The sequence below is a fragment of the Algoriphagus lutimaris genome, assembly GCF_017051705.1.
GTDB lineage: Bacteria > Bacteroidota > Bacteroidia > Cytophagales > Cyclobacteriaceae > Algoriphagus > Algoriphagus lutimaris.
In genome coordinates, this window is sequence record NZ_JAFIDJ010000001.1 from 1,393,251 (window position 1) to 1,408,497 (window position 15,247).

Annotated in this window: 12 protein-coding genes; 8 read left to right on the top strand and 4 right to left on the bottom strand. The window is 37.9% G+C overall.

The window, feature by feature from the left end:
- From JYB62_RS05650 to JYB62_RS05660, 3 genes are read left to right on the top strand one after another with little or no spacing between them, the layout of a single operon-like run.
- Positions 1–1,383, top strand: coding sequence for a glycoside hydrolase family 88 protein (locus JYB62_RS05650; protein WP_205644441.1), 1,383 nt, complete (start codon positions 1–3; stop codon positions 1,381–1,383).
- Positions 1,380–2,825, top strand: coding sequence for an oxidoreductase (locus tag JYB62_RS05655; protein WP_205644442.1), 1,446 nt, complete (start codon positions 1,380–1,382; stop codon positions 2,823–2,825). Before JYB62_RS05650 ends, JYB62_RS05655 begins: the two co-directional genes overlap by 4 nt.
- Entirely contained in the window at positions 2,822–3,592 is a 771-nt protein-coding gene (locus JYB62_RS05660; protein WP_205644443.1) for a 3-ketoacyl-ACP reductase, read from the top strand. The genes JYB62_RS05655 and JYB62_RS05660 overlap by 4 nt, the downstream gene beginning before the upstream one ends.
- On the opposite strand, the gene JYB62_RS05665 is transcribed toward JYB62_RS05660, so the two are convergent.
- From JYB62_RS05665 to JYB62_RS05680, 4 genes are all read right to left on the bottom strand, one after another.
- Positions 3,593–6,367: a carboxypeptidase-like regulatory domain-containing protein gene (locus tag JYB62_RS05665; protein WP_205644444.1), complete on the bottom strand. Its 2,775-nt coding sequence runs from the start codon at positions 6,365–6,367 to the stop codon at positions 3,593–3,595. It abuts the gene before it with no gap.
- Positions 6,368–6,457: 90 nt separating this feature from the next.
- The gene (locus JYB62_RS05670) at positions 6,458–7,846 is read right to left on the bottom strand and encodes an arginine decarboxylase (protein ID WP_205644445.1); all 1,389 of its coding nucleotides are present in this window, start codon (positions 7,844–7,846) and stop codon (positions 6,458–6,460) included.
- Positions 7,847–7,973: 127 nt separating this feature from the next.
- Positions 7,974–8,408, bottom strand: coding sequence for a hypothetical protein (locus JYB62_RS05675; protein ID WP_205644446.1), 435 nt, complete (start codon positions 8,406–8,408; stop codon positions 7,974–7,976).
- 130 nt (positions 8,409–8,538) lie between these two features.
- Positions 8,539–9,690, bottom strand: a complete 1,152-nt coding sequence (locus tag JYB62_RS05680) for a methionine aminotransferase (RefSeq protein ID WP_205644447.1) — start codon at positions 9,688–9,690, stop codon at positions 8,539–8,541.
- 200 nt (positions 9,691–9,890) lie between these two features.
- Here JYB62_RS05680 and JYB62_RS05685 point away from each other — a divergent pair, with 200 nt between their 5' ends.
- The 5 genes from JYB62_RS05685 (at position 9,891) to JYB62_RS05705 (ending at position 15,198) form a co-directional block, all read left to right on the top strand.
- Complete coding sequence (locus JYB62_RS05685; protein ID WP_205644448.1) at positions 9,891–10,841, top strand: arginase; 951 nt, start codon at positions 9,891–9,893, stop codon at positions 10,839–10,841.
- Positions 10,842–10,966: 125 nt separating this feature from the next.
- A complete protein-coding gene (argS, locus tag JYB62_RS05690) occupies positions 10,967–12,757 on the top strand; it encodes an arginine--tRNA ligase (RefSeq protein WP_205644449.1) in 1,791 nt (596 codons plus the stop codon).
- 1 nt (position 12,758) lies between these two features.
- On the top strand, positions 12,759–13,349 hold the full coding sequence (locus JYB62_RS05695; protein WP_205644450.1) for a glutathione peroxidase: 591 nt from the start codon (positions 12,759–12,761) through the stop codon (positions 13,347–13,349).
- A gap of 15 nt (positions 13,350–13,364) precedes the next feature.
- The gene (locus tag JYB62_RS05700; RefSeq protein WP_205644451.1) at positions 13,365–14,276 is read left to right on the top strand and encodes a 1,4-dihydroxy-2-naphthoate polyprenyltransferase; all 912 of its coding nucleotides are present in this window, start codon (positions 13,365–13,367) and stop codon (positions 14,274–14,276) included.
- A gap of 70 nt (positions 14,277–14,346) precedes the next feature.
- Positions 14,347–15,198: a universal stress protein gene (locus tag JYB62_RS05705; protein WP_205644452.1), complete on the top strand. Its 852-nt coding sequence runs from the start codon at positions 14,347–14,349 to the stop codon at positions 15,196–15,198.
- Positions 15,199–15,247: the final 49 nt, after the last annotated feature.

The window sequence follows — 15,247 nt, forward strand, 5'->3', positions numbered from 1 at the left end:
ATGAAGCTTGATTCAGAAATACAAATACGTGACTTAAAAGCTCCTTTAGAAAAATTTTGGAAGCTTTCTGGAGAAAAAATCGAATTGATTGAGCAATCCTTTGACCCCGCCAACGGAGCACCGGTCTTTACAGAAAAAGGGAAGTATGTCACAAGAGGTTGGACTGAATGGACCCAAGGATTTCAATATGGTTCTGCTATTTTACAATTCGATGCTACTGGAGATGAAAAGTTCCTAAAAATTGGAAGGGAGAATACCCTGCATAAAATGTCCCCACATTTGACTCACACCGGTGTTCATGATCATGGTTTCAATAATGTCAGTACCTATGGCAACTTATTGAGACTGATGAAAGAGGGAAAAATCCCACAAAATGATTGGGAGCAAAATTTCTATGAATTAGCGCTGAAAGCCAGTGGAGCAGTCCAAGCCATGCGCTGGACCAGTATTCCAAGCGGAGGTTTTATCTATTCATTTAATGGTCCTCATTCTTTATTTGTAGATACCATCCGTTCTTGTAGAGCATTGGTGGTTTCCCATGCTTTGGGACATGTATTGCAAGGAGAAAATGACCGGAGGATCTCACTGATTCAGCGTGCCATTCAACACATCCTGAGCACTGTCAAATTCTCTATCTTTTATGGAAAAGGAAGAGATTCATATGATTTTCCTGGCAGAACGGCCCATGAAATCATATTCAATACCAACGATGGAAATTACCGATGTCCCAACTCCCAGCAAGGATACACAGGGTTCAGTACATGGACCAGAGGGTTGGCCTGGGCTATTTGCGGACTTGGTGAAACACTAGAAATTCTGGATCAAATTGACGAAGGTGATTATGCAATTATTATTTCTAAGAAAGCGCTAATTGAAGAGTTATTAGAAGCGGCAAAAGTTACCTCGGAATTTTACATGAAGAATACCCCGACAGATGGAATTCCCTACTGGGATACTGGTGCTCCTGGTCTGGTTTACATGGGCGATTATTTAAATCAACCTTCCAATCCTTACAACGAATTTGAACCTATTGATAGCTCTGCTGCCTGCATTGCAGCTCAAGGTTTAATTCGTATTGGAAATTTCATAAAAGACTCAGAACCTGATCTATATGACAAATACACCAAAGCAGGACTTCAAGTAGCACAATCACTCTTTCAGTCTCCTTATTTGTCTGAAGACAAATCACATCAGGGATTGATATTGCATAGTATTTACCATCAACCTAACGGATGGGATTACAAGCCCGAAAAGAATAAGGCTCCCTATGGCGAATCTTGTATGTGGGGGGATTATCATGCTAGAGAACTTGCATTATTGATTCAAAGATCCATGAATAAGGAAACATATTATAGCTTTTTCAACTGTATTCAAACATTATGAGTGAAGGAAAATACAAACCAGAATATCCAAGAGTTGCTCAACTGAAAACAGCTGAAATTTTCCGGGATTACCTAAAAAAAGAAAATATAGACCTCGATTTTGTAGAGGAACTAAGTCAGGGAAGTAATTCGCCTTTTAACAATCCTCACCAAACAAAAGCAGGTAATTCCATAGGCAATTCATTCTGTATACTTCCCATGGAAGGTTGGGATGGTACAACTGATGGAAAGCCCTCTGAATTGACCAAGAGAAGATGGAAAAACTTTGCGATCAGTGGGGCTAAATTACTTTGGGGATTTGAAGCGGTAGCTGTGAGGCATGAAGGCAGGGCTAACCCTAACCAGTTACTTCTCAATGATCAAAACCTAAGCGAGTTTGAAGGTCTGTATCAGATGGTTGAAAAAGAGCATCAAGAGGCCTTTGGAAACACCAAGGATCTATTGACCGGTCTTCAATTAACTCACAGTGGAAGGTTTTGCAAACCGAACAGCAAAACCAAAATGGAACCAAAAATACTCTATCCACACCCTATTTTAAACAAGAAATTTGGGTTGCCGGATGATTATCCGGTGATGACAGACGATGATATCTCATCCTTAATCGACGATTATATTAGTGCCTCCGTAAGAGCACAAAAAGCTGGATTCAAGTTCGTGGATATCAAGCATTGCCATGGATATTTGGGACATGAGTTTTTGAGTGCCTATGACAGGGAAGGAAAGTATGGAAAATCTCTCGAAAACCGAAGTCGGTTTTTAAAGGAAATTGTTGCCGGAATAAGGGCTGAGGCCCCAGGGTTAGAGATTGGAGTTAGAATGAGCATTTTTGACTGGGTACCTTTTCAGGAAGGACCAGATGGAAAAGGTATTCCTTCCAGTCAAGGGAATTATACTTATGCCTTTGGAGGTGATTCTTCTGGGATACATGAAAATTTAAATGAGACATTTGAGTTTCTGGATGAATTAAAAAAATTGAGCATAGAGTTATTATGTACCACAGCCGGAAGCCCCTATTACAATCCCCATATTCAAAGGCCCGCGATTTTCCCTCCATCAGATGGGTACAATCCTCCAGAGGACCCATTACATGGAGTAGCAAGACAGATTAAAGCCACAGCTGCAATCAAAGAGGCCTACCCTGAATTTTATGTAGTTGGATCTGCTTATTCCTACCTTCAGGAATGGCTTCCTCATGTGGGAGAGTTTGTATTGAATGCGAAAATGGCTGATTCCATAGGATTAGGAAGAATGGTATTGAGTTACCCAGATTTACCGGCCGATATTTTGGCTGGAAATAACATGAAACGTCCTAAGATTTGTCGAACCTTCTCAGATTGTACGACAGCCCCCAGAAATGGAATCATTTCAGGCTGCTACCCACTAGATCCGTTTTACAAAAAGATGGAAGAACACGATCAACTTAAAGCTGCAAAAAACAAATGAAACCAGTTGCGTTAATTACAGGAGGTTCTCGAGGAATTGGATTAGGCATCGCCAAAAAACTGGCTGAAGCTGGATATGACTTGGGAATCAATGGTGTAAGACCTGAGTCTGACGCCAAAGAAAACTTAGATGCTTTAAAATCTCTGGGTTCAAATGTGGTCTATCTCCAAGGAAATATTGCAGGGAAATCTGACCGTGAGACCATTGTCCAAGGAATGAAAAATAATTTCGGTAAAATTGATGTGCTGGTCAACAATGCTGGAGTAGCCCCTAGAAACAGATGTGATGTCTTGGAGGTCACCGAGGAGGATTACGATCATTTAATGAACATCAATGAGAAAGGCACCTTTTTCTTGACACAGGAAATTGCTAAATGGATGTTGGAATTAAAAGGCTCTCATCCAGATTGGGAAGGTTATATCATCAATATCACCTCGGTCTCAGCTGAATTGGCATCCCCTACAAGAGCAGCATATTGCATGTCCAAAGCTAGTTTATCCATGTTTTCCAAAACTATGGCAGTTCGAATGGCTCCCCACGGGATTTCAGTTTATGAAATCCGACCTGGATTCGTGGATACAGACATGATTGAAAAAGTCCGTGCCACTTATTTGGAGTTGGTTAAGACCGGTGCGACCCTTGAACCTAGAATTGGCAAACCAGAAGATATAGGGAAGGTGGTAGCATCTTTGGTGAAAGGAGGACTCCCCTATTCAACAGGACAAATCATCAATGTTGATGGAGGCTTAACAATCGAAAGAATGTAATTAATTTAAATGGAGAGGGAAGGTTTTCCAAAATGGAATTCCTTCTTCAGTTACCCCTTCAATTCTTATATTGATTTTACTCACACCATTTGGAACATAGATTTTGAAACTTGAACTAGTACCTTCTAGTTTGAAATTAGGATTCCAATACAAAGATGGTTTGGGTACTACAGACCTATTTAATGAGGGCTCATTCAAAAATGAATTAACCTCAGCAAAACCACGTATTGGAAATTTCTGAAAACCTGTATCATTAAATTTCTTATCACTTGTCGCTGAAAACCTTTCTCCTCTTTTTGTTTCAATCATAATGACCCCCGCAAATCCAGCTAAACCAAAAGAATTGGCATTGAGCGTATAAACTGCCATGGATATTACTTCATCGGTGAGGATATTTTGAAGCACATCTTTAGCAGTTTCATCTTCATTGTAAGCATATCTTGCACCATCTAAAATTATAAGTGGCTCACCTTCCTCCAGTCCATAATTATAATTCCCCATAGCACCATTTCCGAACCGCATGCCAATTATTTGATCAAGAGAATTGCCAGGCCAATTGTCTAAATCCTCTCGAGAATAAACCTGGTCTGGCTCTCCATATCCATAGAATCGATCTGCAAGCGATTCGATTTTCTCATCCTCGGCAACAAACTCTTCAAGGAGAATATAGTCTTCGTAAGAATCATAATACATTTGACGATCATTGACCTGATAGATGCTATATCTCAATTTTGGGAAAGACCCTCGTACTAAAGGGCTAGTTTTTTCTTTCAGATTAATGCTTCCATACGCCTTACCCCTATTATCAAGAGCTGCGAATGAAAGAGTATCCATTTCAAAAAAATACAATCCAGTTGCTCTGAAAAAACCGGTAGAATCTGTTTTAACTACGCCATAATCTGCCAAATCACCTCTTACGATTGTAATGGGATTGATATCCGGCTGACGTTTTTTATCTTTTTCAAAATTCCCGGAAATTGAAACTCCATATTCTATATCGAATTTTGGAATCACTGAAAGCGGGTTCTTTTCCTCTTGATTCAGCCATTCATAGGCTTCAATGAAATTCGATTGTCCTTTCATATCTGAAACGAGTTCTGGGTTGGTTGCAGAAATCATCATTTCAGCATTCACTAGTTCATCAAGGGCATCTTTAATCGAAAGCTCCATCTCCAAAACTTGTTGATTCGACTCAAAATAGATGGAATCCTTCATTTGAAATTCCAAATCACCCAAAAAATCAAACTGCTCGACGTCTTGACTTTCAATGTTTAGACCTTTGCCTAAAACAGGAAAAGCCCTCAAATAAAAATCTCTCTCAGGGTAATTTCTCATCCATTCAGTATATGCCCTAATGAAATAATCTCCTTGTGGCAAGGAATCTGGTAAAGAAATTGAGCCTGAAAACCCACCATTTTCTATTGGATATTGATTTGATAAAACCACCTCAGATCCTTCGCTGATAAGATCTACATGTAAAACTCTGCTAAGGGTATCCTGATAAAACTGATTTTTATAAAGCATCTTGCCTCCAAACCAAACGGTTTCTCCCGGATAATAATAGGGTTTGTTGGTCATCAAATAAGGAGACTCTCTTAGATTTTCCCATTTGTTAATCAAGCCTTTAAGCAAATCCACTTCTGCGGCAAGGTTTTCAAAAGTTTCGGATGGGAAATAATCATGTGGCAGAGACCGGCCCATTCTAGGACGACCAATATAGCCCGACAGTACAACCTGAGTAGGATGAATTGGAACTCCATTCCTGTCAATATCAAAATACCCCAACGGGGCTTCTACCCAACCAACTGGATGATAGATGTCCAGATAATAATCGTTTCTATAATTCTTTTTCAAAAAATGAACCTCCACTCTTTGTGGCCAAATTATTCTGAAATTCCCATTACGAAGCGGAATTCTTCTTATGGAATCTTGGGAAATAGGCACAATGGATTCACCTAATTCTATGGTGTAAGTATTGGTACGTCGACGATTCATTTGCTCAGGAAAGGTTTCGTAAAGACTAAACCCTTGTTCGGGTACTTGCTGAAGCAAAATAGATCTCATCAAATGCTTAATCGATCCCAGATAACTGGTTTGTTTATTTAGAAGATATTCAGCTGATTGGGCACTATCTTTTGACATTTTGTTTTCAAAAAATGCTAGACCATAAAAACTGGACTTGAAATTGTAAAACTTATAATCCTGTAAATAGTAAGTCACCTTATAGCCCAACGCATCATTTTCCAAAATAAGAGGTTCCTGAGCGCTTGCCTGTATGTAATTTGGACCTTTGTCAGTTTTAACTTTTTCAAATTCTAAAACCCAAGGATTGGTTATCTCTAATTCCCCTGCAATAGGATCATCTGATACGGCTAAAAAGACATCTTGGAATCGCTTTAAATGTCTTTCCCAAGGTTTATCTCTTCGACTTTTAAGCTCAATTTCAGATAAAACTGACTCTAATGGAATCAATAAAAAATCCACACTTTTTGTTTCTCCTTCACCTATAGAAACCTCTATACTACTTGTGGAGTACCCGACAAATGAAGCAACCAATTGAAAAGTACCTGGCAAATCAGGTCTGCTTAGTGTATAACTCCCTTCCTCATTAGTCGTGGTACCAATGGTAGTATTATTGATAAAAACATTGGTGAACTGAAGTGGTTCTTTGGTCTTTGAATCAATTACTTTACCCCTTATTGTTTGAGCATTTACCTGCAGAATAAACTGGACTTGAAAAAACAGAAATATAACCTGTAAAGGCCTGAAAAACATGGGTATTTTGGGTTATAACTAAATCCAATATAGCATTTCAAATCTATTTTTAAGCATAAAAAAACCGCCTTAAAAAGGCGGTTTTGGTTTTTAGTATCCCAATGTTTTCAACATACTCTCCTCTGTTTGGTCCTCTCTAAAGAGTCGGTGGGTAACATTTCCTTCTTCATCTCGATCGATCAACACGTGTTTTGGAGCAGGAATCAAGCAATGTTGAATTCCCCCATAACCTCCTAAAGATTCCTGATAAGCACCAGTATGGAAAAAGCCTAGGAATTGTTTCTTACCATTCTCCGGTTTTGGAAGATAAATATTGAACTGATGTGCTTCAGAATTATAATAATCCATGCTATCACAAGTCAATCCTCCCAAGTTGATATTATGATAGGTCTCGTCCCAGTTATTGATCGCTAGCATGATATATTTTTGATTCAACCCCCAGCTGTCTGGCAATTGAGTAATAAAAGACCCATCGATCATGTACCAAAGTTCCTTATCATTTTGGAGTTTTTCATCCAAGACAGAATAGAGCACAGCTCCACTCTCTCCTACTGTATATGAACCAAATTCAGTAAAAATATTGGGCTCAGTGGTATTGTTTTTGGCACACATCCATTTGATGTTTTTGACAATTTGATCAGCCATATACTGGTAGTCATAATCGAAAAACACATTGGTCTTGATAGGCCATCCGCCTCCGATATCCATGGTATCCAAAGTTGGTGCTACTTTTTTCAAGTCCACATATTTTTGGATAAATCGAGTCAATTCAGACCAATAATAAGCTGTATCCTTGATCCCCGAGTTGATGAAAAAATGAAGCATTTTCAAGCTCACCAAAGGATGATCCTTGATCTTTTCTTCATATAAACGGATAATATCATTATACCTCACCCCCAATCTAGAAGTATAGAATCCGAACTTGGGTTCCTCGTCTGCGGCTATTCTAATCCCCACTTGGAACGGGACTTTGACATGCTCTAAGTAATAATCTATCTCACTTAAATTATCCAGGATTGGTACGCAATTCACAAAACCATCATTGAGTAATTCAGAAATATATTGTTTATACAACTCTCTCTTAAAGCCATTGCAAATGATATAGGTGTCTTTGGTAATTTTACCTTTTGCATATAGGCTTCTTACCAATGGGATATCAAAGGTCGAAGAAGTTTCAATGTGGATATCATTTTTTAATGCCTCATCCAGTACAAAACTAAAATGAGAGGACTTGGTACAATAGCAATAGGTATATTTCCCTTGGTAATCATGCGCCTTAATCGCATTGTTAAAATAGGTCTTCGCTTTCTGAATATTCTCAGAGATCTTCGGAAGATAAGTGAGCTTTAGAGGGGTACCATATTCATTGATGATATCCATCATATTTACCCCGTTAAAAAATAATTCATTGTTTTCAACATGGAACTCTTTGGTAGGAAAATCAAAAGTCTGTTGAATTAAATCAATGTATCTATTCATTCTTGACGTATTTAAACCGTGTTAGTCGAGTACAAAAATTGTTCTTTCTTGGAGATATTCAAATGATAAAGGGACAAATCCAGATGGAATTGTCCCTTAATTTTTTAAAAACTTGTTTTTAATGTATTTAATCTGCCAAAAGTGACGAATGAAGTAAGCTTTGCTCTGCTCTAAACCTTTGTCTATTTTCAATTATTTCTTTCAACACCTTTTTAAATCTTACTTCTTTTCTGAGCAAGGATAGTACTTTGGAAATAAACTTTTCTACCTCAACTTCTTTTCTTGAATCGAATGAGAAGAAAATAGACTTTTCTTCATTGGAATAAGAAATATCCAAACCATTTGGTTTTCCTAAACTGACCATTCCTTTGAAAAGTGGAAACAAAGAATCAAAACCCTCCTCCAGTTTGCATATACCCTGAATCATATTTCCAGATCTTTGATTAAAGATCTTGACCATTTCCTGATGTCCAACGGAAATTTCTGAAAATTTAGATCTGCTTCCCAAAGTAAGCGACACGGGGCTAGAGGGAGCTAACGTTTGATAGGATACTGCACTCATATGTTTGTCAGTTTTAATTTCTAATGCTTCAAATGTAAAAGCTTTTTTATTATATTCCTATAATCCCTATTATTTTTATAGGGTTTATATAGTTAAATATTATAAACCATTAAATAACAGGTATTTAATTTTAAAATAATTTTGAATTCTTTATGATTTTTATTGCCTTTTCTAATTCATCATCGGATTTAGCAAAGCAAAACCGAAGGATTTTATGGTCATTCTTTTCCTTAAAAAAGACAGAAATCGGAATACTGGCAACTCCTATTTCTTTGGTCCACCGTACCGCTAAGTCAAAATCTCCTTCCTTACTTAAATGACCATAGGAAACCTGTTGAAAGAAACTGCCTTGAGCAGGTGTAAACAATAGTTCAGTTTCCTTCAAGCCTTCACAAAACAAGTCCCGCTTCTTTTGATAAAATGCTGGTAGACCTAAGTAGTGATTTTCGTCCTCTAAATATTCCGCAAGGGCATATTGTAAAGGAGTGGCTGTACTAAAAGTAACAAACTGGTGTACCTTTCGAAATTCCTTGGTCATTTCTTCAGGAGCCAAACAATAGCCGATTTTCCAACCCGTCACATGAAAGGTTTTACCAAATGATCCGCATACAAAAGTTCGCTCTTTAAGAACAGGATGGGTCATGAGGGACAAATGCTTCCTCCCGTCAAAAGTAATATGTTCATACACCTCATCACTAATCACATAAATATCCTTATCTAGGATAAGCTGTGCTAAACTTTCTAAATCCTCCTTGGTCCACATGTATCCGGAAGGATTATGGGGAGTATTGACCATAATTAATCTTGTCTTTTCAGAGAAGGCTTCCTTCACTGAATTCCAATGGATCGAAAAATCAGGAAGATTTAAAGGAACATAAACTGGAATTCCTCCACATAATTCAATGGCTGGCGCATAACAATCATAAGCAGGTTCCAAAAGAATTACTTCATCTCCAGGTTTTACTATCGCTGTGACTGCAGAATATATGGCGTCAGTAGCCCCAGATACAATAGTTACCTCCGATTCTGAATCATAGTCAACATCATACACTCTTTTCGTTTTCTCCACCAGTTTTTCTCTTAAAAACGGCACCCCACTCATAGGAGCATACTGGTTTTTCCCTTCCTTCATGTATTTATAAACCAATTCAATAAGATTTGGATCACAATTGAACCCTGGATAACCCTGGGATAAATTTATGGCTTGATAGTCCGATGCCATTTTGGACATAATGGTAAAAATCGTAGTACCAACTTCCGGGAGTTTGGATTGTATAGGCATGAGATGGTTTGTTATTTCAGGTTTTCTTAATATCGTGATATTGTACGAGATGAAAAGTCAATCTATTTAATAAAGCTTGTTTTCTAAAATTTGACAATCCTTGTTTTAAAAGTTGAATTCAAGAAGGACAAAAAATTTTATCCCAAATTTCACTAGTTTTACGGGCTTTAAATCCCCAAATAACTTGAAATTAAAAGTAAATGAGAGATATTAAATTAGTAGAAGTTAGGTCAGAACTTGCTGCAGGAACCCGAGGTGCAAGTATGGGAATCGATGCCTTAAAAGTGGCTAGCCTGGACTTAAAATCAGACTTTTTCACTCAATTTGATCCCATTAACGTACCTGATGCCAATAATTACCTTTGGAAAGGAAATAAATTTCCTCATGCCAAATATGCTGATGGAGTATATCAAGTTTTAAAAAATGTCTTTAGCACCATTGAATCTCTTAGAATGGAGAAGAAATTCCCGATCGTTCTTGCCGGTGATCATAGTACGGCTGCGGGCACCATCATGGGAATTAAAGCTGCAGACCCTAGCAAAAGACTTGGTGTTATTTGGATAGACGCGCATGCAGACCTTCACACTCCATTCACTACTCCATCAGGAAACATGCATGGAATGCCTTTGGCTATGTGCGCGAGGATTGACAACATAGAATGTCAGGTCAATGAACCCTCTGAGGAGACCTTAATTTATTGGAATAAAATAAAAAACATTGGAGGTGAATTTCCAAAAATCGATCTCCAGGATATTGTTTTTATTTCGGTAAGGGACACAGAAAAACCTGAAGATCACTTGATCAAAGAACACGGAATCAGAAACTTTAAAACAAAAGAAGTCAGAGAGCAAGGGGTAGCTTCCATTGCTAAGCAAGCTTTGGATGTTTTAAAAGATTGTGATCAGATTTATATCTCCTTCGATGTGGATAGCTTAGATAGTTCTATTTCTGTGGGAACAGGGACTCCGGTTGCGGATGGTCTCACTGTAGAAGAAGCTATTCAATTGAATGCCGAATTAATAAAAGACAAGAGAGTTTGTTGTTGGGAAATCGTGGAAGTAAACCCTACCCTAGACTCTGAAAATCGAATGGCCGAAAATGCCTTTGAAGTCCTAGAAACTACCACCAAGTCTTTGGTGGATAATTTCTAGATTTGCAATTGAAAGTAGAATATTTAAAAACTCAAAGTAGGTTGTTGGAATTGCTTTAAAGAGAACAATCCTCCTCCTATGCTAACCTTTGTGTAACGGAGTAATCCTAGCGGTTATTATTAAAAATGAATATACAAGAATCAATAATTACCGGCATTCAGCTGGCTTTTCAAAATATATACAATCACGATGTATCTATGGACCAATTGAGTTTGGCCCCAACAAGGAGAGAGTTTGAAGGAACCTACACCTTTGTAGTATTTCCCTATCTAAAAGTCACTCAATCTACTCCTGAGGCAACCGCAAATCAGATTGGAGAATATTTGAAAGCCAATGTAGCTGTTATTTCTGGCTTCAATGTGGTCAAAGGATTCTTAAATCTTGAATTGAACCAGTTAATCTGGTTAGAGGTATTCAAGGAATTATACACCAATAAAGCACTTGGACAGTTACCTGCTAATGGACAAAAAGTGATGGTCGAATATTCTTCGCCCAACACCAATAAACCCTTACACCTGGGACATTTAAGGAATAATTTTTTAGGGTTTTCAGTTGCTGAAATATTAAAGGCAAATGGCTATGAAGTCACCAAAGCCAACTTGGTCAATGATCGTGGAATACATATCTGTAAATCCATGGTCGCTTATCAGCACTGGGGGAATGGAGAGACTCCTGATTCTTCTGGATTAAAGGGTGACCACTTAGCAGGAAAGTACTATGTGATTTTCGATAAAGAATACAAAAAGGAAATTGAAGGTCTAGTTGCTTTAGGTCAATCTCAGGAGGATGCAAAAAAGAATGCCCCGTTACTTTTGGAAGCACAGGAAATGCTTAGAAAATGGGAAGCTAATGACGAGGAGGTAGTCACTCTTTGGAAACAAATGAACTCCTGGGTTTATGAAGGATTTGCCAAAACCTATGAAAAAATGGGAGTGGATTTTGATAAATTTTATTACGAATCCGATACCTACCTTTTAGGAAAAGATATTGTAGAAGAAGGTCTGGAAAAAGGAATCTTTTTCAAAAAAGAGAATGGTTCTGTTTGGGTAGACCTTACTGAAGAAGGTTTAGATGAAAAATTAGTACTAAGAGGAGACGGAACCTCCGTGTACATCACCCAAGACATGGGAACTGCTGATTTAAAATACAATGATTTCAAATTGGATAAATCAGTCTATGTGGTAGGGAATGAACAAGATTACCATTTTGATGTGCTCTTCAAAATCATGAAAAAACTAGGGCGCCCTTATGGGAAAGGTTTATATCACCTGTCCTATGGAATGGTAGATTTACCTTCTGGAAAAATGAAATCCAGAGAAGGGACTGTTGTAGACGCCGATGATTTAATGCAGGAAATGGTGGACACTGCAGCACATCATACCAAAGAACTTGGAAAGATTGATGGATTTAATGAGGAGCAGGCAGATGAACTTTATGAGACGTTGGGTTTAGGTGCACTGAAATACTTCCTCTTGAAGGTAGATCCTAAGAAAAGAATGCTATTCAACCCAGAGGAGTCCATTGAATTTCAAGGAAATACTGGACCATTCATTCAATATTCCCATGCAAGGATCAAATCCATAATGAGAAAAGCAGAACAAATTGGTGTGGATTACGAAAACCCTGATTTTTCTGACATCACTTCCTTAGAAGAGTCAGAATCAAGTTTGATTTTCTTATTGGGAGAATTCCATAAAAAAATTAAAATGGCAGGAGAAGAATACTCTCCAGCTGTGATTGCTCAGTATTTATTTGATTTAGCGAAGGAATACAATCGTTTTTATGCAGACCTTCCTATATTTCATGAAGACAATCATTCCATTCTCGCCTTCCGTGTTGCTTTATCAGCATTAACTGCTGCAACAATCAAGAAAGGAATGAGTTTATTAGGTATTAATGTACCAGAAAGAATGTAATATGAAAAAACTTGTATTTTTATTCGCACTTGTCACTCTTTTCTCTTGTCAAAAGACCCTTGAAAGACCTGAAGTCTTACAGGCTGGTTTTTTTACTTCTACCTCTAAGACTATGGAAAGCACATTTTACGATTTTAAAATGAAAGATCTTGACGGCAAGGAAATAGACTTTAGCCAATACAAAGGTGAGAAGCTATTGATTGTCAATGTAGCCTCTAAATGCGGCTATACCCCTCAATATGCTGCACTTCAGGAACTGAATGAGAAATATGGGGACAAAGTTCAAGTTTTAGGCTTTCCTGCAAACAACTTTGGTGGCCAAGAACCTGGCTCTAATGAAGAAATAAGGAGTTTCTGCTCTGAAAATTATGGCGTTACCTTTCCTGTATTTGAAAAAATTTCAGTGAAAGGATTTGATAAGCATCCTTTGTACCGTTGGTTGAGTGATGAAAAAATGAATGGATGGAACAACCAAGAACCTACCTGGAATTTTTGTAAATATTTAATTGATGAGAAAGGCGAACTTCTTAAGTTCTTTCCTTCTGCCGTAACCCCAATGGATGAAGAAATTCTAACAGCTATTGGAGCTTAATCTGAATTTAGTTTAGTGAAAACAGCAATACAAACAAAAAAAGAAGCCTGGCTGCACGCAGTCAGGCTTCGCACTTTACCATTAGCACTTGCCAGTATTTTTGCTGGATCGATTATCGCCAAATATAAGGACGTTTTCCGATGGGAAATTTTTGTTCTGGCCTCATTTACCACCATTTTTCTTCAAATCCTTTCTAACCTGGCCAATGACTATGGAGACACCGTCAATGGGGCAGATCACCAAGAAAGACAAGGACCTGTTCGGGCTGTACAGTCTGGAATCATATCACTGACAGAGATGAAAAAGGCTATGTACCTTTTTGCTGCACTATCCTTATTGTCTGGACTATTATTATTGTTTTTTGCCGTACAAAGCTGGACTTTGTTCTTCGTATTTCTAGGTCTGGGATTGGCTTCAATTTGGGCTGCTGTTTCTTACACTTCAGGAAGTAATCCCTATGGTTATTTAGGCTTGGGAGACATATCAGTCTTTTTGTTTTTTGGTTTGATAGGAGTGATAGGCACATATTTCCTACATAGTATAAACTTTGACTCAAGCGCAATTTGGATAGGTCTATCCTTAGGCTTTTTCAGTACTACCGTGCTTAATATCAATAATATTAGGGATATTGAATCCGACAAAAAAGCTGGTAAAAAGTCTATTCCTGTCCGAATCGGTAAAAGAGCTGCTGTTTCATACAATTGGACTTTGATCATCGGGGGATATGCTTCTCTCCTTGGCTTTTGCTTTTACACTCAAAGTTGGGGCAGTAGTTTGGCTTTTGTGGTATTCCCCTTGATGTTCAAAATCGGAATGAATGTAGCGAAAGCTAAAACTTCTGAGGAAACCGACCCCAATTTGAAGAAAATGGCTTTAGGTACCTTACTTTGGGTGATCCTCTTTGGGATTGGCTTACTTTTTTTGTGAAAAGGAATGAAATTTCCTTATCCCCTACTGATTTTTTAGCTAATTTGGGTAAACATTATCACTTTCCACTATGATCAAAGTACTCGTACCTTACGATTTTTCAGAACAGGCTGAAAATGCCCTGAATTTCACTACTGGACTCGCAGATAAAATTGATGGGGTTCATGTAGAAGTCCTTCATGTTTTAGAAGTTCCATATGTATCAAGCATCGGTACCATGGGAGGAGGAGAAGTAATTCCTGAAATGGAAAATCAAATTTTCTTCATTGAGCTGATGGAGAAAAGAAAGAAACAAATCAATGATTTAAAAGAAAAGTATAGCAACAAAAATTTTGGGTTTGATGCAAAACTCAAACTAGGAAATGCATTCAAAAGTATTTCTGAATCAATTCTAGAAGAAAATCCTGATCTCGTAATAATGGGATCAAAAGGCTCTTCAGGGGTTGAAGAGGTACTTATAGGAAGCAATACCGAAAAAGTAGTACGAACAGCTACTTGTCCAGTGATTACAGTTAAATCTGCAATTAATCCCAATACGCTTAAAAAAGTAGTATTTGCAAGTGATTTCAAGGAGGATACTGATGAAATTGCTCGAAGAATGAAAAACTTAAAAACATTGTTTGATGCACAACTGTATTTTGTAATTGTAAACACTCCTGCAGATTTTGAAACTACAAGAGATTCAATCAAACGAATTAAAATGTTTGCCAATAAATATGGGTTCGAAGGTGCCAAAGCTGAAATCTACAACTCGCTTTCAGAAGAATCCGGAATCCTTGAATTTGCGGAAGATATTGATGCTGATTTAATTGCAATGGCTACCCATGGTCGCACTGGGTTCTTACATTTGATTACTGGAAGCATCGCTGAAGATGTAGTAAACCATGCTAAACGACCAGTTTGGACGTTGAAAGTAAAATAAAAAGCCAAAATTTAAATTAAAGCCTGTCCTCAAGGGCGGGCTTTTTCAT